The organism is Streptomyces africanus (assembly GCF_030816955.1).
GTDB classification, from domain to species: Bacteria; Actinomycetota; Actinomycetes; order Streptomycetales; family Streptomycetaceae; genus Streptomyces; species Streptomyces africanus.
Window position 1 is genome coordinate 114536 of sequence record NZ_JAUSYP010000001.1, and the last position, 22814, is coordinate 137349.

At 68.6% G+C, this 22814-nt stretch carries 19 protein-coding genes and 4 pseudogenes; 14 read left to right on the plus strand and 9 right to left on the minus strand.

The window, feature by feature from the left end:
- Positions 1-219 precede the first annotated feature (219 nt).
- Positions 220-573, minus strand: coding sequence for an ArsR/SmtB family transcription factor (locus QF034_RS00775; RefSeq protein WP_307173039.1), 354 nt, complete (start codon positions 571-573; stop codon positions 220-222).
- A gap of 168 nt (positions 574-741) precedes the next feature.
- Here QF034_RS00775 and QF034_RS00780 point away from each other — a divergent pair, with 168 nt between their 5' ends.
- From QF034_RS00780 to QF034_RS00795, 4 genes and pseudogenes are all read left to right on the plus strand, one after another.
- The gene (locus tag QF034_RS00780; protein ID WP_307173040.1) at positions 742-2088 is read left to right on the plus strand and encodes an aldehyde dehydrogenase family protein; all 1347 of its coding nucleotides are present in this window, start codon (positions 742-744) and stop codon (positions 2086-2088) included.
- Positions 2089-2601: 513 nt separating this feature from the next.
- Entirely contained in the window at positions 2602-3711 is a 1110-nt protein-coding gene (locus QF034_RS00785; protein ID WP_307173041.1) for an alkene reductase, read from the plus strand.
- Between the two features lie 678 nt (positions 3712-4389).
- Positions 4390-4557 (plus strand): annotated as a pseudogene (locus QF034_RS00790) (oxidoreductase); the annotation flags it as partial.
- A gap of 274 nt (positions 4558-4831) precedes the next feature.
- On the plus strand, positions 4832-5386 hold the full coding sequence (locus QF034_RS00795) for a helix-turn-helix transcriptional regulator (RefSeq protein ID WP_307173042.1): 555 nt from the start codon (positions 4832-4834) through the stop codon (positions 5384-5386).
- 575 nt (positions 5387-5961) lie between these two features.
- On the opposite strand, the gene QF034_RS00800 is transcribed toward QF034_RS00795, so the two are convergent.
- Positions 5962-6996: a LacI family DNA-binding transcriptional regulator gene (locus QF034_RS00800; RefSeq protein WP_307173043.1), complete on the minus strand. Its 1035-nt coding sequence runs from the start codon at positions 6994-6996 to the stop codon at positions 5962-5964.
- 181 nt (positions 6997-7177) lie between these two features.
- Here QF034_RS00800 and QF034_RS00805 point away from each other — a divergent pair, with 181 nt between their 5' ends.
- The 5 genes and pseudogenes from QF034_RS00805 (at position 7178) to QF034_RS00820 (ending at position 11253) form a co-directional block, all read left to right on the plus strand.
- On the plus strand, positions 7178-7960 hold the full coding sequence (locus tag QF034_RS00805; protein WP_307173044.1) for a TIM barrel protein: 783 nt from the start codon (positions 7178-7180) through the stop codon (positions 7958-7960).
- A 120-nt stretch (positions 7961-8080) separates the two neighbouring features.
- A complete protein-coding gene (locus tag QF034_RS00810) occupies positions 8081-9100 on the plus strand; it encodes a sugar ABC transporter substrate-binding protein (protein WP_307173045.1) in 1020 nt (339 codons plus the stop codon).
- A gap of 95 nt (positions 9101-9195) precedes the next feature.
- Positions 9196-10215: a Gfo/Idh/MocA family protein gene (locus QF034_RS00815; protein ID WP_307173046.1), complete on the plus strand. Its 1020-nt coding sequence runs from the start codon at positions 9196-9198 to the stop codon at positions 10213-10215.
- A gap of 74 nt (positions 10216-10289) precedes the next feature.
- A pseudogene (locus tag QF034_RS41375) lies at positions 10290-10973 on the plus strand (sugar phosphate isomerase/epimerase family protein); the annotation flags it as partial.
- A 49-nt stretch (positions 10974-11022) separates the two neighbouring features.
- Positions 11023-11253, plus strand: coding sequence for an IolE/MocC family protein (locus QF034_RS00820; protein WP_307173047.1), 231 nt, complete (start codon positions 11023-11025; stop codon positions 11251-11253).
- Positions 11254-11823: 570 nt separating this feature from the next.
- On the opposite strand, the pseudogene QF034_RS41710 reads toward QF034_RS00820, so the two are convergent.
- A pseudogene (locus tag QF034_RS41710) lies at positions 11824-12210 on the minus strand (IS701 family transposase); the annotation flags it as partial.
- 528 nt (positions 12211-12738) lie between these two features.
- Positions 12739-13206 (minus strand): MerR family transcriptional regulator, encoded by a 468-nt coding sequence (locus QF034_RS00835; RefSeq protein ID WP_307173048.1) that lies wholly within the window; start codon positions 13204-13206, stop codon positions 12739-12741.
- Positions 13207-13381: 175 nt separating this feature from the next.
- On the opposite strand from QF034_RS00835, the pseudogene QF034_RS41715 reads away from it, so the two are divergent.
- The 3 genes and pseudogenes from QF034_RS41715 to QF034_RS00855 all read left to right on the plus strand — a co-directional run.
- A pseudogene (locus QF034_RS41715) lies at positions 13382-14396 on the plus strand (IS630 family transposase); the annotation flags it as partial.
- A gap of 204 nt (positions 14397-14600) precedes the next feature.
- On the plus strand, positions 14601-15086 hold the full coding sequence (locus QF034_RS00850; protein WP_307173050.1) for a MarR family winged helix-turn-helix transcriptional regulator: 486 nt from the start codon (positions 14601-14603) through the stop codon (positions 15084-15086).
- A 77-nt stretch (positions 15087-15163) separates the two neighbouring features.
- Positions 15164-16321, plus strand: coding sequence for a multidrug effflux MFS transporter (locus QF034_RS00855; RefSeq protein ID WP_307173051.1), 1158 nt, complete (start codon positions 15164-15166; stop codon positions 16319-16321).
- Between the two features lie 464 nt (positions 16322-16785).
- Here QF034_RS00855 and QF034_RS00860 read toward each other — a convergent pair whose 3' ends face one another.
- Entirely contained in the window at positions 16786-17208 is a 423-nt protein-coding gene (locus QF034_RS00860; protein WP_307173052.1) for a MerR family transcriptional regulator, read from the minus strand.
- 425 nt (positions 17209-17633) lie between these two features.
- Here QF034_RS00860 and QF034_RS00865 point away from each other — a divergent pair, with 425 nt between their 5' ends.
- On the plus strand, positions 17634-19124 hold the full coding sequence (locus QF034_RS00865) for a SulP family inorganic anion transporter (RefSeq protein WP_370880928.1): 1491 nt from the start codon (positions 17634-17636) through the stop codon (positions 19122-19124).
- Positions 19125-19507: 383 nt separating this feature from the next.
- Here QF034_RS00865 and QF034_RS00870 read toward each other — a convergent pair whose 3' ends face one another.
- Both QF034_RS00870 and QF034_RS00875 read right to left on the minus strand, forming a co-directional pair.
- Complete coding sequence (locus QF034_RS00870) at positions 19508-20182, minus strand: HAD family hydrolase (protein ID WP_307173054.1); 675 nt, start codon at positions 20180-20182, stop codon at positions 19508-19510.
- 42 nt (positions 20183-20224) lie between these two features.
- Positions 20225-20890 (minus strand): LysE family translocator, encoded by a 666-nt coding sequence (locus QF034_RS00875; protein WP_307173055.1) that lies wholly within the window; start codon positions 20888-20890, stop codon positions 20225-20227.
- A gap of 360 nt (positions 20891-21250) precedes the next feature.
- Between QF034_RS00875 and QF034_RS00880 the strand changes: the two genes are divergently transcribed.
- On the plus strand, positions 21251-21622 hold the full coding sequence (locus tag QF034_RS00880; protein WP_307173056.1) for a hypothetical protein: 372 nt from the start codon (positions 21251-21253) through the stop codon (positions 21620-21622).
- 122 nt (positions 21623-21744) lie between these two features.
- On the opposite strand, the gene QF034_RS00885 is transcribed toward QF034_RS00880, so the two are convergent.
- Positions 21745-22356, minus strand: a complete 612-nt coding sequence (locus QF034_RS00885; protein WP_307173057.1) for a response regulator transcription factor — start codon at positions 22354-22356, stop codon at positions 21745-21747.
- Positions 22353-22742 carry a sensor histidine kinase gene (locus QF034_RS00890; RefSeq protein ID WP_307173058.1) on the minus strand — a complete coding sequence of 130 codons (390 nt, stop codon included), beginning with the start codon at positions 22740-22742 and terminating at the stop codon, positions 22353-22355. Before QF034_RS00890 ends, QF034_RS00885 begins: the two co-directional genes overlap by 4 nt.
- Positions 22743-22814: the final 72 nt, after the last annotated feature.

Sequence of the window (22814 nt, forward strand, 5' to 3'; positions counted from 1 at the left end):
GGTACGGCGGGGCGGGTGGCCTATCGCCTTGCTGGTGCACGGGCTACTGCCACTCGGCGGGCGCGCGTCGGGCGGGAGGCCCCCCTCGCCAAACTCGGCCGTGACCTGGTCGACGTTGTGCCCGGGGTGTCGTTCGACCTGATCGAAGCCGGCCGCAAGCCGGACACCTGGCTGCGGCGGGCCCGGTTCGCCGCGGCCGCGGAGGGGTGCCCCGGAGCGTCAGGCGCTGTCGGCGTTCGTGTAGGGCTCCACGCGGCCGACGCTCTCCTTGAGGACGAGGTCGAGCAGTCCGGGGAAGCGCTGGTCCAGATCTTCCTTGCGCAGAGTGTTGATGCGGCGGATGCCGACGTCGTGCTGCCGGATGAGGCCGGCCTCGCGCAGGACGCGGAAGTGGCGGGTGAGTACGGACGCGGTGACGTCCCGCGTGAAGCCGCTGCAGGCCAGACCAGGGGAGGCGGCGAGGGTGACGACGATGGTGAGCCGGGTCTCGTCGGTCAGCGCGCTCATGATCTTGAAGAGGTCGAGGTCGTCCGTGTCGGGGTGGACGAGGGGTGACGCGGTGCGACTGGCCATAAGGAAAGAATAACCCCGCTCTATGTTCGCGTTAACGCGTACATGAGCTAGAGTGAAGGCGCGGATTGACCCTTCATCCGTCATCCACCGGGTTGCCCATCACCGGTACCACGGCATGCCACCAACGCCTTTGACGGCGCGGCCTGCATCAAGAACGGAGCACACCCCATGACCACAACACAGGCGACCGAGTCGAGAACCCACCAGACGGAAACGGCCGCGGAGGTGGTCGGCCGCCTTCGTGCGACGTTCAACACCGGCGTCACCCGCGGACTGGACTGGCGCGTCAGCCAACTGCAGCGGCTGCGGGCACTGCTGGTCGAAAACGAGCAGGAACTGATCGAAGCGCTCTGGGCGGACCTGAGGAAGAACCCCGCCGAGGCGAAGACGCAGGAGATCGACTTCACCGTCGCCGACATCGACGAGACGCTGGCGAATCTCGAAAACTGGCTTCAGCCTCGCCCGGTGGAGGTTCCCGCCCACTTCGGCCCCACAACAACGGCCTACACCACGTACGACCCGCTCGGGGTCGTCCTGGTGATCGCCCCGTGGAACTTCCCGCTGCACCTTCTCATCGACCCCATCATCGGCGCCCTGGCCGCCGGAAACACCGTGGTGGCCAAGCCGAGCGAGATCTCGGTGCACACATCGGCAGTGGCTTCACGCCTCCTGCGCCAGTACTTCGACGCCGACGTGCTCACCGTGGTCGAGGGGGGCGCCGAGGAGACCACGGCCCTCCTGGCACAGCGTTTCGACCACATCTTCTACACGGGCAACGGCGCGGTCGGCCGGATCGTCATGGCCGCAGCCGCCAAGAACCTCACCCCCGTCACGCTCGAACTCGGCGGGAAGTCGCCGGTCTTCGTGGCGCCCGACGCTGACGTGGACGAGGCCGCGAAGCGGCTGGTCGGCGGCAAGTTCGGCAACGCGGGGCAGCAGTGCATAGCCCCGGACTATGTTCTGGCCGATCCTGCCACCGCCGCCGCACTGGTTCCCGCCCTCGGCGCGGCGGTCGAAGCCCAGTTCGGCACCACCCCGCAGACCGCAGCCGACTTCGGCCGGATCATCAACGAGCGGCACTTCGACCGGCTCACCGCTCTGCTGGATTCCGGCCGGGTGGCGGTGGGAGGCCAGCACGACCGTGACGACCTGTTCATCGCACCGACGGTGCTCACAGATGTGGACCCCGCATCGCCGGTCATGCAGGAGGAGATCTTCGGTCCGATCCTCGCCGTCGTCGAAGTCGACGACCTCGATGCCGCCATCGCCTTCATCAACGAACGCGACAAGCCACTCGCCCTCTACGCCTTCACCACGTCCGAGGCCACCAAGTCGCGCCTCGTGAACGAGACTTCCTCCGGCGGCGTCGCCTGGGGCCAGCCGGTGATGCAACTGCTCATGCCCGGCCTGCCTTTCGGTGGCGTCGGCGAAAGTGGCATGGGTCGGTACCACGGTCGGTATTCCCTCGAGACGTTCAGCCACCTCAAGGCTGTCGCGGACGTACCGCTCAGCTAGCCTCGCGCTTTCGTGAAGCACGCTGTCCGATGGGCGATCGGCCGGCGGAAGTGCCTCAGGCCGGTGAGAATGAGGATCGCTGAGATCGCTGTTCCCGCCACCGCCGGAAGCGCGTTCCAGGTGAAGCCGTGTATCGGTCCTCTTCGCGGGGGCGCGTCGAGGGAGTCGGTCGCGGCGCGGGGTGCAGACACCGATCCGTACCGACTCCGGCGGCGGCACCCATGACTTCGTCACCTGGCTGGCTGCTGATCGTGCGCGAGGAGCGAACGCCCGTACTCCGGCGGGCAGTTGCGCTTGACCGGCGTCGACACCGACACCGACGCCGACGGCATGCGGCTCTCATCGCGTTCGCCGCCAACACCACCCACACCCCGATCGCGGTCCTGGAACCGCGTCACCGTCAGCGGGCCCGCGCCTGCCCGAGGACCGCATCCGGGCCTCCGCCGGGACAGCGTGGACCCCCTGCGTCGCAGACATTCATCTCGCTTTCCTCCGTATTGCAGAAAGAAACCCATGCCTGTCAACATTTCAGAAGTTTCGCCGGTTCCGTCACTTTTCTCCCCCGTCTCCCTCGGGAAGATCGAGCTCGCCAACCGCGTCGTCATGGCACCGATGACCCGAGTCCGGGCCGGTTCCTCCGGCATTCCCGGGGATCTGATGGTCGAGTACTACCGGCAGCGGGCGAGCGTCGGCCTGATCATCACCGAGGGCACCTACCCCGACCACGCGTCGCAGGGGTATGTCGGTGAGCCGGGCATCGCCACCGACGAGCAGGCGGCCGGCTGGCAGCGGGTGTTCGAGGCGGTGCACGCCGAGGGCGGCCGCATCGTCCTGCAGATCATGCACGCCGGCCGCGGCACCCACCCCGACATCAACGGTGGCCGCCGCATCCTCGCCCCCAGCGCGATCGCCATCGACGGCAAGACGTTCACCGAGAAGGGCGAGCAGCCCTACCCCGTACCGGAAGCGATGACCACCGCAGAGATCCGTGCAGCCCTGGAGGACTTCGTCACCGCGGCCCGCCGGGCCATCGAGGCGGGAGCGGACGGCGTGGAAATCCACGGCGCCAACGGCTACCTGCTCCAGGAGTTCCTCTCCCCGGCGGCCAACCAGCGCACCGATGGATACGGCGGCTCGCCGCAGAACCGCGCCCGCTTCGTCGTCGAGGTCGTCACGGCGGTCGCCCAGGCCGTCGGTGCCGAGCGGGTCGGGCTGCGGATCTCGCCGGAGGTCGCCATCGGGGACGTCTTCGAGACCGACCGGGACGACGTCCTGGCCACCTACGGCACCCTGCTCGACCAACTGCGCCCGCTGGGCCTGGCCTACCTCTCCATGCTGCACGGCGATCCGGGCGGCGAGCTGGTACAGGAGCTGCGGCGGCGCTTCGACGGCAAGCTGATCGTCAACAACAGCTTCGAGAGCCAGACCACCCGCGAGCAGGCGCTCCAGCAGATCGAGGCCGACCACGCCGACGCCGTGGTCGTGGGCCGGGCCCTCATCGCCAACCCCGACCTGGTCGAGCGCTGGCAGGGTGGCCACCCGGAGAACGAGCCGCGGCCGGAACTGTTCTACGGGCCGGGCGCCGAGGGCTACACCGACTACCCCTTCCTCGAAGCGGCTTGAGGCCCACGGTCACGCCTGTCCATGCGGGAGCCCCACACACATGGACAGGCGCCCGACCGGCGACACTGTGCCCGCCCCTCTGAGCCCGCGGTCACGCCGGCGATCACCGGCTCGAGTACCGTCGGGTCCGTCAGGGCGTTGACGGTCCGCAGGTTCCTGGTCAGCAGCCTGCGTTCGGTGACCTCGTCGAGCACATCGCTCTCGTGCGTGGCCACCGCGGCGGCCTTCGGCCACAGCTGACGCCTATGACAGTTTTCCGGCGGCGGCCCATCTACCAGGTCCGCCTTCCGTAAGGGAGTCGTCCTTCGCCGATATCCGTCCCCGCTGTACACCGGCGCCCATACCGTCCAGCCCGAACGCTGGGAACGGGGGTGACGAAAGGGGCTGTCGGTGGGGCGGGATCTGGGTCTGGACGGGGTGGTGGACTACTTCACCCTGTCCGGCGACGAGGCGGGCTGGTTACGGAACAAAGCGGCGCCACCAGGTTGGACTTCGCCGTCCATCTGAAATTTTGCGGCGGCGGCCTCGGAGGCGGTTCACGAGTTACTTGGCACCTGATTCACCGCTCGTTAACGGCTCCCCGACCGACGCCACCACTGGTCCAGGGCCCTTCACGCCGGAGGGCCCTGACCCATGCCCGCAGCGGACAACGGACAGAACGAAACTCCATCCATAACAGGGCCCCGGGACTACGTCACGCCCAAGGAACTGGACCCCTACGGCATCACCCAGACGATCGCCGATTACGCCGACGCCGCGCGCAACGCGATCGCCGCCGGTTTCGACGGCGTGGAGATCCACGGGGCGAACGGCTACCTGATCCACCAGTTCCTCGCCCCCAACACCAAAAACGTGGCCGCGGAGGCATCGCCTTGCTTCCCGGCTACCGCACCGATGTCACCGGCCTGACGGCCGACGAAGCCCGCGCCCTGTTCGTCCTGGTCACCGACCGGGCCCACGCCGACCTGGGGCTGGGCCCGGCGATTGGCTCGGCACTGCGCAAGGTCATGGCCGCTGTGCCCGCGCCGTTTCGCGGCGACGCCGATCTCGCCAGCCGCCGCATCCTGATCGACCCGGTGCGCTGGCGCAGCAGCCCCAGGAGCTCACCGTCGACCTCGGCGTGCTCCAGGCCGCGGTCTTCAATGACCGACGGCTTCGACTGCGCTACCGTCACGGCCGCGATGCCCAGGTCCGGTCTTACACCCTTGATCCGTACGGGCTGGTGAGCAAGACGGGCATCTGGTACCTGATCGCCGATCACCGAGAAAAGCCCATGATGTTCCGGGCGGACCGGATGCTTTCGGCGACGGTCACCGAGGATCCCGTCCAGCGGCGCAGCGGGGTGGAGCTGGCCGAACTGTGGGAGACCCTGCGCGATGTGGTCGACAACGTGCCCGCACCGGTGAGCGTGACGGTGAAGGTCCAGCGCCCCATGCTGGCGAAATTCCTGGCTCTGCACGGCGCGGAGCTCGCCGCCCCGCCGCAGGAGCCGGCCGATGCCGAGAGCACCGATCCGGTGCAGCTGGAGGTGAGGTTCCATTCGCTGGGCTGGGCTGAGCAGCTGCTCCTCTTCGGCCCCGCCGTTGAAGTCCTGGAGCCGGCCGAACTGCGTGAGGCACTGGTCCGCAGGGCACAGGAGACCATCGCCCTGTACGACGGCGCCCCAGCAGGCTGACAGCGTCACCGCCCGGATGCGTCGACGCGTGAGCACGTCCACGATGCCACTGACCCCGGCCTCGTCCTTGCACACCGGACGAAGACCCGCCTCGGTGATCTTCCACATGGGGGCGAGCAGGATGTACGGGTCGACGCCGGAGGCCGGCGGCGGGTCGAAGGCCGAAAAAGTCCCAGATAGACCTGACGGCACATGTCAGGTATCCGGTCGTACGTTCATGGGGCAGCAGCACGCGGCTCGGCACCAGAGCGAGCCTGCCGACGGAGAGCTGCTTCAGAACCAGACGCTGTGGAGGACCGCATGACCGCGGTCAGTACGTACAACACCGCACCGGAAAGGCACGAGCTCCCGTGATTGCTGCTGAAGAGACATTCGACGGCACCTGATGCCCCAGGTGGTGCGGTGTCTGAACAGCGCGATCCACGGCAGCGGCTCGCGTTCGTCCGCTTGCCTGCCTCCTTGGCTCGCGCGTCCGCCTGGATGGAGGCGGGTTCCTCGGCGGGCAGCCGCGGGTGGTCCCTTGGGGGCGCGGTGGAACTTCGACCAGATCGAGCCGCGACGTGGAGCAGCGCGGGTCAGGAGCGGCAAGGTGCCCTGGTGGTGCTTCGTATGACGAGGTGTGGTGTGACGACGACTTCTCGTTCGTCGTCCGTCGCCCCACCCTCCAGCCGGGCGACGGCCCGGCTCACGGCCCGGCGCGCCAGCTGGCGGGCTTCTTGCCCGACCGTGGTGAGTTGGACGTGGGCGAGGCGGGCGAGGTGGCTGTCGTCGAAGCCGACGACCGAGATCTCGTCGGGCACAGGGATACGGGCGCGCAGGAAGGTGTCGAGGACGCCGATCGCGCAGTGGTCGTTGAAGGCGAGGACGGCGGTGGGGCGGACAGCCGCGGCGAGGAGTGTTCGTGCGGCTGCCGCGCCGTGGTCCTCGGTCAGCCCGCCCGGCACGAGGCGGACGCGGTCGGTGAGGCCGTGGTGCTTCATGGCCGACTTGTAGCCGCGGCGCCGGTCCGCCGCGCCCGGCGCCCTGCCCCCGTCGATGTGGACGATGTCGCGATGGCCCAGTGCCACGAGGTGGTCGACCGCCTGTCGGGCGCCCTCGTCGTCGGCCGCGCGAACGACGTCGACGCCGTCGGCGAGCGGGCGCAGCCGACGGGCCACGGAGACGACGGGCAGCTGCGCCGCGAGTTCTGCCAGCCGGGCCGCCGGGGCATGGGGGCTGAGCAGGATCAGTGCCTCGCAGCGGTCGGCGAGCAGCGTCTCCACCGCCTCCTGTTCGCTGCGGCTCGCGGCGACGGCGCTGAGCGCGATCTGATAGCCGGCCGCTCCCGCCGCGGCGTAGAGCGCCTCAACCATGTCGGCGTGGAAGGGCTGTTGCAGGTCGAACTGCACTCCCACCAGGTGCGAGCGGCTGCTGCGCAGGAGGCGGGCCCTGCTGTCCGGCCGGTAGCCGATCTCCTGCGCGGCCTGCAGCACCCGCTCGCGACTAGCCGCGCTGGGCCCCTTGGCACCGCGCATGACCATGGAAGCAAGCGGCACGGAGACACCTGCCCGCGCCGCGAGGTCGCTGAGCGTCGGCCGCTTTCCGTCCGGTACGGCAGAGCGCGATGGCACCGTCGGCCTTCCTGCTCGAGGGTCTTCTCCGAGGTGATCGTAGACCGAGCCAAGCAGGACACGCACTGGTCAACGTTGTTACAACGTTATAAATCAAATGTCCGCACAAACCCTTGACAGGCCGCCTGGCGCCTGGCGTACTGCTCCTGTTCTCTTAGAACGTTATAAGTCTGGAGCTGCGATGTACACGTTGGCGGTCTGTGCCGAGCTGGTCTTCCGGGACCTGCCGATCGAGGAGCGGGCCCGGCGCATCCACGAGGCCGGCTTCCAGGTGGAGATCTGGGACTGGACCCGGCACGACCTGAACGCACTGGTCCGGACCGCCGCCGAGTTCTCCTCGATGACCGGCCACATCCGCGGCACACTGGCCGACTCGGACGGCGCAGCCGAACTCCTGCGCACAGCCGAGGAGTCGATCAAGGCCGCCGAGCATCTCGGCTGCCCCCGGCTCAACCTGCACGGCACCGGCCTGGACAGCGAGGGCCTGCCCGTGGTGCCGGTGACCGGCGACGCCATCGGCGAGATGTGGATCACCGCCCACCGCACGCTCACCCGCCTGGCCGAACTGGGTGAGAGCGCGGGCGTCACCTTCACCCTGGAGAACCTCAACACCGCCGTCGACCACCCCGGCGTCCCGTTCGCGCGGGCCGCCGACACCTTCTCCCTGGTCGCGGCAGTCGATCGGCCCGGTCTGCGGATGAATCTGGACCTGTACCACGCCCAGATCGGCGAGGGAAACCTCATCGAGCTTGTCCGCCGCGCGCACGGTGCGGGGCTGATCGGAGAGATCCAGGTCGCCGACGTGCCCGGCCGCTGCGAACCCGGCACCGGAGAGATCAACTATCCGGCCGTCGCCCGCGCCCTTACCGACCTCGGCTACGACGGCACGATCGCCCTGGAGGCATGGCCCTCTGGCGACAGTCACACCGCCATGGACCGGTTCCGCGCCGCGTTCACCCTCTGATCCCCACCCCGAGCCGCACAGCCGGCCACCCAGTAGCTCCCCGTCCGACCCACGACGGGATGCCTTGCATCTCGCCGGTGGATCACCCCTTCCCGCAAGTCAGCACAGTGAGGTGCCGAAATGAACCGCTCGCTTCCCTCCCGCTCCCGCAGATTCACCGTCCTGGTGGCTCTGACCGCCAGTACCGTCCTCACGGTCGCCGGCTGCTCCAGCAGTTCGGGCGGCAAGAAGTCGGAGGAGAGCGCCGGTGGCGTCTCTGCCGGCAAGGCCACCACGCCCCGCATGACCATCGCGATGATCACCCACGCCGTCCCCGGCGACACGTTCTGGGACACCATCCGCAAGGGCGCCCAGGCCGCGGCTGCGAAGGACAACGTCAAGCTGGTCTACTCCTCCGACCCGAACGGGGGCAACCAGGCCAACCTGGTGCAGAACGCGATCGACCAGAAGGTCGACGGCATCGCCGTCACCCTCGCCAAGCCCGACGCCATGAAGGGCACCGTGGCCAAGGCGGTGCAGGCCGGTATACCCGTGGTCGGCTTCAACTCCGGTGTGGACGACTGGAACAAGCAGGGCCTGCTCGAGTACTTCGGCCAGGACGAGACCGTCGCGGGCGAGGCGGTCGGGAAGAAGCTGAGTTCCCTCGGGGCCAAGAAGATCGCCTGTGTCATTCAGGAACAGGGCCAGGTCGCCCTCGAGGCACGCTGCGCGGGCGTCAAGAAGGGCTTCTCGGGCACGACGCAAAACCTGTTCGTCAACGGCGCCGACATGCCGTCCGTGAAGTCGACCATCACCGCCAAGCTCAAGCAGGACCCTTCCATCGACTACGTCGTCACCCTCGCCGCCCCGGTCGCGCTGACCGCCACACAGGCGGTGTCCGACGGCGGCAGCAAGGCCAAGGTCGCCACCTTCGACCTCAACAAGGAACTCGTGAAGGCCATCCAGGACGGCAGCATCCAGTTCGCCGTCGACCAGCAGCCCTACCTGCAGGGCTACCTGGCGGTCGACTCCCTCTGGCTCTACAAGAACAACGGCAACTACAGCGGCGGTGGCGTCGCGCCCGTGTTGACCGGCCCGGCCTTCGTCGACAAGTCCAACGTCGCCGCCGTCGCCGCGTACGCCGCCAAGGGAACACGGTGACGCGTACGACCCGGGTCACGGCCGGACCCGTGTGGGTCCGGCCGGCCCACTGCTGACCGTCACCGCCACCCCCACCCCCCAAGGCAAGGAACCACATGACCCACCACACCTCCCTTGGAGTCGCCGTGATCGGCGCCGGCCGCATGGGCGCCGACCACGTACGCCGGATCAGCGAGGTGACCAGCGGCGCCCATGTGGCCGCCGTCGTCGACGTCGACATCGATCGCGCCAAGACGGTCGCCGCCGACATCGACGGATGCGCGGCCTACGGCGACATCGCCGAAGCGATGGCCTCACCCGACGTCGACGCCGTAGTGCTCGCCTCCCCGGGCATCGCCCACGAGGCGGCACTGCTCACCGCGTTCGAGTACGACCTGCCCGTCCTGTGCGAAAAGCCCCTCACCCCCGACGCCGCCTCCGCTCTGCGCGTGCTGGAGGCCGAGCAGCGGCTCGGGCACCGCCGGGTGCAGGTGGGCTTCATGCGCCGCTACGACCACGAGTACATCAAGCTCAAAGCGCTGCTGGACAGCGGGGAACTGGGCCGGCCGCTGATGCTGCACAACCGGCACCGCAACCCGTCCTGCCCGCCGGACTTCACCAGCGCCATGCTCATCAACGACTCCGTCACCCACGAGATGGACATCACCCGCTGGCTGCTCGGCCAGGAGATCACCTCCGTCACCGTCATGCGGCCGCGGCCCTCCGGCAACGCGCCCGAAGGACTGGCCGATCCCCAGTTCGTCGTCTTCGAAACCGACGGCGGCGCCCTCGTCGACGTCGAGATCTACGTCAACGCCCGCTACGGCTACCAGGTCCAGGCCGAGGCGGTGTGCGAGCACGGCACCGCCCGCATCGGCGACCTGCACGACATGCTCGTCAGCACCGGCGGACGCTGGGGCGGCACGGTCACCCCCGGCTTCGTCGAGCGGTTCGAGGAAGCGTACGACCGCGAGGTCCAGGCATGGGTCGACGCCACCCGACGCGGCGAGGTCACCGGCCCCAGCGCCTGGGACGGCTACGCCGTGGCCTCGGTCTGCGAGGCGGGCATCCGCGCCCAGACCGAGGGCCGCCGCGTCGAGGTGGAACTGGCCGAGCGCCCAGCCCTCTACATCTGACCCCCACCGCCGGCACACCGAACCAGCGGGGAACGACCGCTCCCCGCCCGACCACACCGCAGACGGGACGCATCATGAAGATCGGTCTGAACACCGACAGCGTCGGGCAGCTCACGCTCGACGAGACCCTGGATCTGGCCGCCGAACTCGGCCTGGACCACGTGGAGTTCGCCACCGGCGCCTGGTCCACGGCCCCGCACATCGACATTGACCGGCTTCTCGACAGCGACGGCGCGCGCCGCGAACTGCTGGCCAAGGTCGCCGACCGAGGGCTCACGATCAGCGCCCTCACCTGCTCGGGCAATCCCCTGCACCCCGGGCCCAGCGGCCGCGAGCACGACCAGGTCGCGCGCAGGACGATCGCTCTCGCCTCGCTCCTCGGCGTCGACCGCGTGGTGATGATGTCCGGGCTGCCGGGCGGGCCGGGCGACGCCAACCCCAACTGGATCACGGTCTCCTGGCCGCCGGAGACCACACAGATCCTCGACTGGCAATGGTCCGAAGCCGTACTCCCGTACTGGCGAGACCTCGTCGCCCACTCCCGTGACCGGGGCGTACCCAAACTCGCTCTGGAGATGCACGCCCACCAGGCGGTCTACAACGTCCCCACCCTCCTGCGCCTGCGCGAGGAGGTCGGGCCCGTGGTCGGGGCCAACTTCGACCCCAGTCACCTGATGTGGATGGGGGCCGACCCGCTGGCCGCCATCGAGGCCCTGGGCGAGGCGATCTACCACGTGCACGCCAAGGACACCCCGGCTGGAACCCTCCCGGCAGGCGCTGACCAGCAGGCTGGAGACGCTGCCCGTCATGGCCGCCAAGGCACGCTCCTGGAACTACGTCACCCTCGGCTACGGCCACGACGACGCGTTCTGGCGCGCTTTCTGCCTCGCCCTGCGCCGCGCCGGCTACGACGACGTCCTGAGCATCGAGCACGAGGACGTTCTTGTGGCCCCCGTCGAGGGCGTCACCAAAACCGTCGATCTCCTGCGCCGCGTCATCCTGCGCGCCCCCAGCTCCTACAAGCCCCAGGAGATCTGAGCCGTCCGAAGCCGCACGGAAACAAGTTCCGCGCGGCTGGGTCCGCCAGGCCGAGGTCGACCGCGGCGAGCGGGACGACGGGTTGACCACCACCGAGCATGAGGAACTGAAGCAAATCCGCAAGGAAAGCGCCAGGTTCAGGCGGGCGAACGAGATCCTCAAAGCGGCGAGCGTGTTTTTGCCCGGGAGATCGACCGTTCCCGGGCGAGGCCGAACTGGGGGTGCCTCCGGGGAAGAGCGACCACCTGGCAGAAGCCAGCCTCTGGTCGATCCCGTATGCCGAGTGCTGGACTTGTCGCCGTCGACGTACTTCGCCCGCAACAAGGGGTCGAAGTCAGCCCGCCGTCTCCGCGACGAACGGTGCAGCGGGCCACTTCGACGCCCTTGCGCCGAGCGCCCGGGTGACCCGACGGGCTCCATAGGTGTCCCCGACTCGGCGTGGACCTCCTCGATCCGCGGCATCAGCCGTCCGGAGCCGTCGGCGCCCAGGCCGCTGGACCTCGTCGACCGTGACTCCAGCGGGTGGGCGTATGCATAAGAGGCCCTAATACTCCAGTGCGGTTTCGTGATCTATCCAGCAGGTTCGTCGACGGACCGCCGTTGGTAGTGGCTGCGTCGGGCTGCGGCCTGGTGGCGTCTGCGCCAGGTGGACCAGTGCAGCAGTCTGGCGGCAGTAAAGGCCGGTGGGACGAAGACGGCGGCGAGCAGGTGGCGGATCTCTGGGACGCTCAGCGTGATCGGGTCGTGGCTGCGGGCGGGATGGAGCGGGTCGGCAGGCCGGGTGGGGTTCGCGTCGGCAGCGAGGGCGGTCAGGAAGGCCAGGGCGAGCATGGCGAGCGTGATGTGCCGGTGCCATGAGGTCCAGTGCCTGACCTGGTAGTGATCCAGGCCGACCTGCCTCTTGGCGGCCTGGAAGCACTCCTCGACGCTCCAACGGACACCGGCGACGCGGACCAACTATGCAGGTCCGCGGACCGAAGACCCTGCCGGTGACGTGGTGACCGGCGAGCCTGCCACTGCCCGCCGTCGGCGGCTGGCAGTGGACACGACACTGTGCATCGGATCGGGCGCGTGCGCCGGTTCCTCTGCCCATTTCCGGATGACCCAGGACGGCCACGCCGAGCCGCGCGAGGACATCATCGTCGCCGATGACACGGCGCGGGACGCCGCTGGCGCCCTTGCTCCTGAAGGTGATGGCGCCCCTCTGGTCACCCCGGTTCACACCGGAGCGCCTGCCGTCGCCACGATGTGGCAGGAACCAGGTCATTCGAGGTCAGAGCTTTGCCAGCGAGAGGGGAAGCTGCACTCGAACGCCACGGGCAGCATCGACTGCGGGGCAGGTCAGGAGCATGACGCAGCTTGTCTGATTACCGATGCAAAGCCGGACGTGACTCGTCCACATGGCGCAGATTGTGCGTCTTGGTGGCGATTCCCGCCGTGTGCCACGCTGACCGCCGTACGAGTAACCGGCAAGGCCGGCGCGCGTCAGTCGCGCGCCGGAGCTTGCGCAGACGCCCCTTCGGCGCCGATCCGGCCGCTCACCTGAGTTCGGGAGTCCGCGCTCATACGTTCTCGCAGTGTGGCGGCGAAATCCTCGGCCATCGTGAGTCGCGCACGCAGCGTCTCGCACCTTGCATCCGCCACCTTGCGATACGCGTCGAGTCGCTCACGGAGACGTTCTCGTGCCTGCGGCGAGGGCGGATCGTCGAGGTCGCCGAGCCGGTCGGTGATCTCAAGCAGGTCGCGCATCTCCTCAAGGGAGAAGTCGAGTGGCTTCATGCGGCGGATCACCATGAGTCGACTGACGTCGGCCCCGGTGTAGAGACGGAAGCCACCTCTGCTGCGGGCCGAGGGGACGATCAGGCCGACTTCTTCATAGTGCCGGATCGTGCGCAACGACAACCCTGTCCGTTCGGCGACCTCACCGATCTGCATGTGCCGCTCTTGCGCCATACCGCCAGGTTCCTCTCTGTCGCCTCGCCATCCTGCGGACGCGCGAACCGCACCAGAGTACGCGCCTGGATCTTCAACATCGCCATGCACCGGCAGAGTGGCGCTAGAGATCTTTGACAGTGCGGGCTACGCCGGGTCGTGACGGCTGTGTCGTGGGCCGCGCTATGCCAGGAGGGTGAGGTATCCCGATGGTGGTGGACTGACGGCCGAGGAGCGGGCTCGGCGTGAGCGAGTCCGGCTCGCAGCCGCTGACCTGGTCGAGGCGGGTGCCAGCGACCGGGAGGTGGCCCGGCGGTTCAGGGTGACCCGGATGTCGGCGAACCGCTGGCGGCGGGCGTTGTCTTCGGGCGGGCGGCAGGCCCTGGCCTCCAAGGACCCCGGCGGTGCCCGCTGCAGCTCGACGCGGGACAACTCCGCCACCTGGAGTCGGTACTGGACGCCGGCCCGGCCGCCTTTGGCTGGAGTGACCAGTGCTGGACGCCGGCGAGGATCGCCGAGGTCGTGCGCCGCCGGTTCGGTGTCGAGTACACCCTGGCGGGGCTGGACCTGCTGCTGCACCGCATCGGTTGGAGCATGCAGGTCCCCTCTCGCAGGGCCCACCGAGCAGGACGAGGCGAAGATCGACGCCTGGAAGGACGAGCAGTGGCCCGTCATGAAAAGAGGGTGACTTGGGCGCCTGACTCTGCTTCGAGGACGAAGCCGGCCAGGGCCTGAGGCCGCCCAAGGGCCGCACCTGGGCTCGACGCGGCCACACGCCTCTGGTGCGAGTCACCGCCGCAGGCACCAAACGTGTCTCGATGACGGCGCTGATCTGCACCAAGCCCGGCCACCGGCCGCGGCTGATCTACTGCACCCACCTCGACCGGCCCCGCCAAAGGCCGCCGCAAGGGCTTCACCGAGACCGACCATGCCCGCCTGCTGGACGCCCGCCCACCAGCAACTCGGCGGACCGATCGTGCTGGTGTGGGACAACTTGAACACGCACGTCAGCCGCACCATGCGCGAGGATCGCCGCCCGATTATGGCTGACCGTCTACCAACTACCGCCGTACGCGCCCGACCTCAACCCGGTAGAGGGTGTGTGGTCGCTCCTGAAGAGGTCGCTAATCAACCTCACCGAGCTGGTGAAGACCTGGCTCAAACGCATGCAATACCGCTCCTGTCTCATCGACGGCCTCGTAGCCAAGACCGAGTTCAACCTCCCATGCTCTCTGCCGCCAGCAGTGACCGACGTCACGATGATGCATCTGGTGCAGCACGTGTCGACAGACCGCCCAGTGAGAAGCTGACACTTAATAAATGAGCTAAGTTGCAGGGGATTGAAGAGCTATATATTAAGCGTTAGCTTGCCAAGTATGGTTGATGTTCCAGAAGAAGCATCGAAGGATCTGGCCTTGGCCGAGGCGTTGCGGTGGGGCGTGTCCCGCCTGGCTTCCCGCCTGCGCGCCGAACAGCCGGGGAACAGCCGCTCCTTGACGCGGCTGGCCGCATCCGTGCTCGCCAACCTTCGGCACAGCGGCGCACTGACCCCGTCGGAACTGGCCGCCATAGAAGGGCTGCAGACCCAGTCACTGACCCGGGTGCTGAACGAGTTGGAGGAACAGGGGCGAATTCGCCGGTCGAAGAGCGAGGTGGATGCCCGTCGCCAGAACATCGAGGTCACGGAAGCGGGGCGGGAGGCGCTGCGGGAGCACGTGCGGGACGGCAACGCCTGGCTGGCGGCGGCACTGCGTCAGACGCTGTCACCGGCCGAGCGCGGTGTGCTGCAGATCGCCGCCGGGCTACTGGAGCAGGTGGCGGAGGCCGAGGTGGCCGTCAATGGGTGCCGGGGGACGGCGCAGGCGTCAGGGCAGGTCGAGGGGGCGGCCCCGGCGCTATGACTACTCACTCAACCGGTAAGGCATCAGCCGGTCATCAGCGCCCGTCCCCCGAACTTCTGAAACGGCTCCCGCTGTTGATGGTTCTGGCCGGACTGAGCGGCGCAAGCCCGCTGGCCACAGACATGTACGTCCCCGCCCTCCCCGACCTGGCCCGATCCTTGGCAACCGATGCTTCCGGCGCGCAAATGTCACTGACCGGGTTCCTGGCCGGAATCATCGTCGGGCAACTTGTTCTGGGCCCCCTCAGTGATGCGGTCGGCCGCCGGCCCGTCCTCATCGGCGGATCCGTGCTGTTCACTGTCTTCTCCGCCGTGTGTGCCCTGGCGCCCACGGTTGAGGTGCTCAACACGGCACGAGTCGGGCAGGGCATCGCGGGAGCGGCCGGGATCGTCGTCTCCCGTGCTGTCGTGGCCGACCTCTACGACGACCGTGAACTTCCCTTGGTCTTCTCCCGCCTGGGAGCGATCACCGCCACGGCCCCGGTCCTGGCACCCTTGGCCGGAGGCGCCCTGCTGCTCGCGGTGTCCTGGCGCTACGTCTTCGCCGTCCTCGCCCTCATGGGCTTACTCCTGTCACTGGGCGTATGGCGCTGGATCCCCGAGTCCCATCCGCCCCACGCCCGCCTCACCGGCGGGATGACCGCCAGCCTGCGCGCCATCGCAGAGGTCGCCGCACAGCGCGCCATCCTCGCACCGGTGCTGGCCCTCGCCTGCGGTGGGGCCGCCGTCTTCGCCTATATCGCCGGAACCACCTTCGTCTTCCAGGACATCTACCGTCTCTCCCCAGCTCTTTCCAGCCTCGTCTACGGCGTCAACGCCGTCGGCAACATGACAGGGAGCCTGGCCTACGGCCACCTGGCCAAACGTCGGACCCCCGAGGCTCTCCTCATCATCAGCGCGGCGCTGGCGACAACGGGGGCGGCAGCACTACTCCTCATCCAGGCGACCACTGGCAGCACCACGCCGCTGACCTGGCTATGCCTGTTGATCACTATCAGTGCATTCGGCATCTTCTTCCCAGCCGTGATCACCGTCGCTCAGAGCCGCGGACGCGCTGCCCCGGGAGCTACCTCCGCTCTCCTGGGCGGAAGCCAGTTCCTCTTCGGCGCGGCCGCCTCCCCCCTGGTCGGGCTATTCGGTACTCAGAGCCCGGCGCCCATGGCAGCCGTGATGAGCAGTTGTCTCGCCCTGGGAACCCTGGCCGCTATCGCCACCAAACGCGCACACGCCTCCTGAGGGTTGCTACCCCAAGGGTGCTGATCACGACCTGGACAACAGCGAGTCCTGCGCCAGAGACCTTCAGCCGCCGTAACGCCAGCCCTTGAAGGTCTCTGGTTCTTCCTGGGCAAATGAGCGAGCGGAGCGACAGACCGAACGGGCAGCGCTGATCAGGACGGCAGGCCGATCGCGCGGCCGATCTGCCGGGTGGCGTCATCAGCCCTCACGCCACACCGGCATCCTGCGCGGCAGCACCACCAGGCGCCGTTCTTACATGCGGCCGCGCAAGGAGGGCCGGACCGCCGGTTCCCTGGCATGACCGAGGCACTTGTAACCGCAGACCAGCAGCTGATTGTGCCGGGGCGTCTAGCCTGAGCAGGCCACCGCAAGACGACCACGCGCCCTCCACCGAGGTGCGCCTCGCACCCAGCCTCGTCCGCGGCGTGTCCACCGAACCGCCGTGCTCTGCATTCCGCCGCATGTCAGCGTTCTGCGGCAGTTCCTGGCCCGCTGGCGCTGTGGAGCCGGTCGCGCAGCGTCGCGGCGAAGTCCTCGGCGCGCTCCAACTGGGTGCGCAGGTCCTCCACGCGCCGCTGCGCGGCCTGTTCGAAACCTCGCACTCGCTCCAGGAGTTGCTCCCGCTCGGAGGCAACCAGTTCGTCACCGGCGTCGAGGCGGTCGGTTGCCGCGAGCATCTCGCGCATCTCATCCAGCGTGAAACCGAGCGGCTTCATCCGGCGGATGACCATCAGCCGCTCGACGTCCCGCTCGGTGTAGAGACGGAAGCCGCCCTGCGAGCGGGCCGAAGGGACGACCAGTCCGGTCTCCTCGTAGTGCCGGATGGTGCGCAGTGACAGCTCGGTCCGCGCGGCGACCTCGCCGATCTGCATGTGCTTGCCATCCACGTCCCTGCCCTGACCTTGTCTGAAGCATCCCGCCAGTCTCTACACTAACGTTAGGGTAGAGTTGTGGGTATGAGGGAAGGCCTGTGCCGTCCTCCGTTTCTGTGCGGTGCGGGCTGCATGGCCCGGCCGCTGCCGTGCCGGGGCCGATGCCGCTCCCGGCGAGGAATTTCGAGGTTGCAGGAGAGAAGCGTGCGTGAGTCCGTGGTGCCCGGCGCCGCCGCCTGTCCGCCGTGACCCTTCGCCCCTGACCAGAGCCCCGACGCGCACTCGTTCGCGTCCTTCGGCTCTGTCCTGAGACTTCCGGCCCGTCTGCGGGCCGATCGTGGGATGCCCGTCTGGCCTTCCGCGCCGTCTTTCGCACGCCTCGTCCTGCCCGGGGGTGTGCCCGAGCACGACAGGTAGCTGTTTCCTTGTCTTCCTCCGTACTGTCCCCCGCCGCCTGGCTGCGCGGCCTCAGGCCCGACTGGTTGCGTGATCCTAAGGTCTGGCGCACCGAGGTGCTGGCCGGCCTGGTGGTCGCGCTCGCGCTGATCCCGGAGGCGATCTCGTTCTCCATCATCGCCGGGGTCGACCCGGCGATCGGCCTGTTCGCGTCCTTCACCATGGCCGTGACCATCTCGATCGTCGGCGGCCGCCGCGCGATGATCTCCGCCGCGACCGGGGCCATCGCCCTGGTGATCGCTCCGCTGAACCGCGAGCACGGGCTGGGTTACCTGGTCGCCGCTGTCATCCTGGCCGGCGTCTTCCAGATCGTCCTCGGCGCGCTCGGGGTGGCCAAACTGATGCGCTTCGTGCCCCGCAGCGTAATGGTCGGCTTCGTCAACGCCCTCGCCATCCTGATCTTCATGGCCCAGGTGCCCGAGATGCACGACGTGCCCTGGCCCGTCTATCCGCTCATCGCCGCCGGGCTGGCGCTCATGGTGTTCTTCCCGAAGATCACCACCGTGATCCCGGCGCCGCTGGTGTCCATCGTCATCCTCACCGTGATCACAGTCGCCGCCGGCATCGCGGTGCCGACCGTGGGCGACAAGGGCGAACTGCCCTCCTCCCTCCCCGCGCCTGGCCTGCCTGATGTGCCGTTCACGATGGACACCCTGACCACCATCGCTCCCTACGCGCTTGCGATGGCGCTGGTTGGTCTGATGGAGTCGCTGATGACGGCCAAGCTGGTCGACGACATCACCGACACGCACTCCTCCAAGACGCGAGAATCGATCGGGCAGGGCATCGCCAACATCGTCACCGGTTTCTTCGGCGGCATGGGCGGCTGCGCGATGATCGGCCAAACGATGATCAATGTGAAGGTGTCCGGCGCCCGTACCCGCCTGTCCACGTTCCTGGCGGGCTCTTTCCTGATGGTGCTGTGCATCCTCTTCGGGCCGGTCGTTTCCGACATCCCCATGGGGGCCCTAGTCGCGGTGATGGTCATGGTGTCGTTCGCGACCTTCGACTGGCATTCCATCGCCCCGAAGACGCTCAAGCGGATGCCCGCCGGGGAGATCGCCGTGATGGTCATCACCGTCGCCTGCGTGGTTGCCACCGACAACCTGGCCATCGGCGTTGTCGTCGGCTCCGTCACCGCCATGGTCATCTTCGCCAAGCGCGTCGCCCACCTCGCGAACGTCACGGCGGTCACCGACCCCGATGGCAGCAGCGTCGTCTACTCCGTGACCGGCGAACTGTTCTTCGCCTCTTCCAACGACCTCGTCGGCCAGTTCAACTACGCCACCGACCCCGACAAGGTCGTCATCGATCTGAGCGCCGCCCACATCTGGGACGCCTCCTCCGTCGCCGCGCTGGATGCGATCGAGACCAAGTACGCACAGCGCGGCAAGAGCGTCGAGATCATCGGCTTGAACGAGCCGAGCGCCCACATCCACGAAAAGCTCAGAGGCGAACTCACCGGCAGCCACTGACCGGCTGTCACGCCTACGAGGGCCGCCCGCGGAACCAGAGCGTTCACGGTGGTCTTTGCTATGTCTGCTGCGGGGGTGCGAACAAAACGCCTAAGCACCACGCGATTCGGCAAGCACCGGGAGGTGGTGATCCTTTTGTGCCTGCGGCACATCGCCGTGAAGGCCCCCGCACAACGACCGTTCCACTCGCAAGGAACCGGCGCGCAGTGTCACACCGGAAGATCGCCTCGCCTGTAGTTGGGACGATTGCGGCGCGGTCGTCAGGCAGAACGGGAGTGGGGCCGTGCCCCCTGTCACGTCGGCCCGCCGGACGGAACGGAACGGCGTAAGCCGGTTCGCCGACTTGCCGCAGCTACCTGCCCGTGTGCGCCAGGATGAGTGGATCAGCGGGCCGCGCCGTCTCGCAGTCCTCCGGCCCAGGCCAGCAATTCGGGTTCGAGTAGGCTGGTCCCCCGCCAGTCGTGGTCGAAGTCGGCTCCGGGAAGTGACGGCACCACCGCGACGTAGAGCCCGGCAGCACGCGCCGAGGCGACGCCCGTGGCCGAGTCCTCGAAGGCGACCGAGCGTTGGGGATTCGTGCCGAGTGCCTCGCATGCCGTGAGGTAGAGCTCTGGTGCGGGCTTGGGGGAGCGCACTTCGTCGGCGGCGAAGGAGTACGTGAAGTAGTCGACGAGACCGGCCGACCCCAGTGCCGCGTCCAGCACTTCCCGGGGGCTGTTGCTGGCCACGGCGATGGGTACGGCCGCCCGGCAGGCGCGCACCAGCTCCACCGCCCCGGGGAGGGCCGCGGCACCTCGGGACAGCTCTTGGCGGACCCTTTCGAGGAGTTCGGCGGCGAGTTCGGCGCCGGCGCGGGGACGCCCGAGGTAGTGCGCCATGGCCTCTCCGGCGGCCTCCACGGTACGGCCGATGACCAGCGCCTTCTGTTCGGGACCGAAGGGATGGCCGTGTGCCGCGAAGATGGCCGATTCCGCGACGCTCCAGCAGGCTTCGGTGTCGACCAGCAGGCCGTCGCAGTCGAAGACCACGGCCTCGGCGCTGGTGGGGAGCGGGCGCATGCAGATGTCCTTTCGCTCGGGAGGATGCGTGGATCGCGCGGCTCACTGTCCGAGCGCGAGCCTGATGCCGAAAGCGGCGATGACCGTGCCGGTGATGCGGTCGAGGCAGCGGCGGGCCGAGGGCCGGCGCAGGCGGTCGCGCAGCACGCGCGCGAAGGCGATCAGCGCGCAGGCCCAGGCGACAGCCAGGAGGATGTGCACGCCGGCCAGGAGCACGCCCGCACCGAGGTGCGAGGTCCCGGCGGGGATGAAGTTCGGGAGAACCGCGACGTAGAAGGCGCCCATCTTCGGATTGAGGAGATTGGTCGCAGTCCCTTGCCGCCAGCCGCCGAGCAGGGTGTCACCGGCGCCTGTCCGGGCCTCGGTCCTGGCCCTGGCCCTGGCCCCTGCCGCCTGCGGGCTCTCGCTCGATGAGCGGCGCCACGTGGCCCGCAGCATCACGCCGCCCATCCACACCAGGTACGCGGCTCCGGCCCAACGAAGGGTCTGGTAGGCGAGGTGAGACGTGGTCAGCAGCGCGGTCACACCGAGCGAGGCGAGCGTGCCCCACACCAACGTGCCGCTCTGAATGCCGAGGACCACACCCCAGGCGCGACGGTGGTGCCCGAACGCCGCGGTGCGCAGGATGAGTGCGGTATCCAGTCCAGGAGTGAGGGTGAGGAGTCCCACTATCAGCGTGAAAGCTCCTATGGCATCCAGGGTGATCATGACTGATCACCCTAGGCCCGGAGTCCCGAAAGATCTACAATCCTGCCCGGAATCGGGCAGGAATGGCGCTGTTCTTCTTTGGCTCGGCGCTTCACGCCTCAGGTGACGTGCCCGGGGCGGCGTGTCGGGAAAGCTCCCACGGGTCGTGCGCGCTGAGGCTGGTGACCTCGTCCGCATGGTCGTGTCGGAGGCCGCGCAGGCGGTCGCGGGTCCCGACGCGAGCCGCGGCGTCGGTCAACGCTCTCGACCAGTTCAGCGCCCCCGCTGTTCTGGGACGGCTCCACCTACGCGTCCCAGACTTCAGGCTTCTCCCCGACCGTCGAGCCGGACACCTGTGACTGGACCTCTCGACTCGATGTCATGCTCTGGCTGCTGTCGGAGAAGGTGGCGGCGCTGCATCGCCACTGGGGGCAGGTCGAGCCGCACCTGGGCTCACTCCGCGAGCCCTTCGACCGCCACCTCACCGAACCCATCGGCTGGATCCAGGACTTCCCGTCGTTCTCCCGGCTTGTCACCGAATGGGGCGACGTCGTCAGCCAGGCCACTCGCCGCGAGTGGGCCATCATCGGGCTGCGGTGCAGAGCACTTACGGCCGTCAGCCGCTCGGGACCACAGCACCGAACCATGTGCCGGTACTGCGCACCGGCCGGAGGGTCACCTACGACCGCGCGGGAGGCTTCGCGCGCGGCCGGGACGACGCCAGGCGCGATACCCCAGTCGGTGAGGGCCTGACGGCACCCCGCCTCCGGCCAGCAGTACTGGCGTCGACGGCGTCCTTCGCTCCGGATTCCCCCCCCCAGGCCCAGCAGTCGTGGCGGTTGCCAGGCCGGGGTGGCCTCTCCGGCCCACTCCGCTCACGTGGTGCGCGACCGTGCTCTTCGGGCGGCCGAGTGCAGCTTCACCGTGGACTCGGTGAGGTGGAGTCGTTCGGCGATCTCCGCGTTCGTCCAGCCCCGGCCGATGGTGACCAGGACCTCGCGTTCGCGGTCGCTGAGCGTCTTGAGCCGGGGGTCGGCGGGCGCGGGGGCGCCAGCTCGGGCGAGGACCTGGTGGGCGTAGGCGTCCAGCAGACGCCGGGTCAGGCTCGGGGCCACGATGGCGTCGCCGCTCGCGACGGCCCGGATGCCCGCCACGAGTTCCTCGGGCCGGGCGTCCTTGAGCAGGAAGTCGCTGGCTCCGGCCCGCAGGCCGTCGTAGGCGTACTCGTCGAGATGGAAGGTGGTCACGATGAGTACGCGGGTGCGGCCGCCAGTGGCGGTGATGCGGCGGGTCGCTTCGATGCCGTCCATGCCGGGCATGCGGATGTCCATGAGGACGACGTCGGGTCGCAGTTCGGCGGCCAGGCGGACCGCCTCGGCGCCGTGTTCGGCCTCGCCGACCGGGGTGAGGCCGGGAGTGCCCTCGATGAGCATGCGGAAGCCCATGCGCTGCAGGGGCTGGTCGTCGGCGATCAGTACCGTGGTCACTGCAGGTGTTCTCCTGATGCCGACGGGGTGGGTGCGGCAGGCACGTCGAGCACGATGTCCACGATCCAGCCGTGGCCGGTGTCGCGGGGTCCGATGGTGACGTCTCCGCCGTACATGGCGGCCCGCTGGCGGATGCCGATCAGGCCGTGTCCGGTGTCGCCGGTCCGCGGTTCCGGCTCCGCCAGCACGGGCGTCCCAGGCGGTGTTCCGGTGTCCGTGACCCGGATGCGGACGGTGCCCGCGTCGGCGGTGACGGTGACCTCGGCGGCGGTGCCCGTGCCGGCGTGCTTGAGCGTGTTGGTCAGGGCTTCCTGGACGATGCGGTACACGGTGAGCTGAACGCCGCTGCCCAATGTGTCGAGATCGCCCACGCTCCGGTAGGTCACCGCCAGCCCCGCTGAGCGGACCCGCGCCAGCAGGGGGTCCAGGTCGTGGATCCCCGGCTGCGGGCTGAGTAG

Excerpts from the sequence above, each read along its gene's own strand:
- QF034_RS00820 (WP_307173047.1), top strand. The coding sequence starts at position 11,023 with ATGGCCGCCAAGGCACGCTCCTGGAACTACGTCACCCTCGGCTACGGC.
- QF034_RS00870 (WP_307173054.1), bottom strand. The coding sequence starts at position 20,182 with ATGCGCCCGCTCCCCACCAGCGCCGAGGCCGTGGTCTTCGACTGCGAC.
- QF034_RS00855 (WP_307173051.1), top strand. The coding sequence starts at position 15,164 with ATGGTTCTGGCCGGACTGAGCGGCGCAAGCCCGCTGGCCACAGACATG.
- QF034_RS00780 (WP_307173040.1), top strand. The coding sequence starts at position 742 with ATGACCACAACACAGGCGACCGAGTCGAGAACCCACCAGACGGAAACG.
- QF034_RS00805 (WP_307173044.1), top strand. The coding sequence starts at position 7,178 with ATGTACACGTTGGCGGTCTGTGCCGAGCTGGTCTTCCGGGACCTGCCG.
- QF034_RS00835 (WP_307173048.1), bottom strand. The coding sequence starts at position 13,206 with ATGGCGCAAGAGCGGCACATGCAGATCGGTGAGGTCGCCGAACGGACA.
- QF034_RS00875 (WP_307173055.1), bottom strand. The coding sequence starts at position 20,890 with ATGATCACCCTGGATGCCATAGGAGCTTTCACGCTGATAGTGGGACTC.
- QF034_RS00880 (WP_307173056.1), top strand. The coding sequence starts at position 21,251 with ATGCTCTGGCTGCTGTCGGAGAAGGTGGCGGCGCTGCATCGCCACTGG.
- QF034_RS00815 (WP_307173046.1), top strand. The coding sequence starts at position 9,196 with ATGACCCACCACACCTCCCTTGGAGTCGCCGTGATCGGCGCCGGCCGC.
- QF034_RS00785 (WP_307173041.1), top strand. The coding sequence starts at position 2,602 with ATGCCTGTCAACATTTCAGAAGTTTCGCCGGTTCCGTCACTTTTCTCC.
- QF034_RS00810 (WP_307173045.1), top strand. The coding sequence starts at position 8,081 with ATGAACCGCTCGCTTCCCTCCCGCTCCCGCAGATTCACCGTCCTGGTG.
- QF034_RS00775 (WP_307173039.1), bottom strand. The coding sequence starts at position 573 with ATGGCCAGTCGCACCGCGTCACCCCTCGTCCACCCCGACACGGACGAC.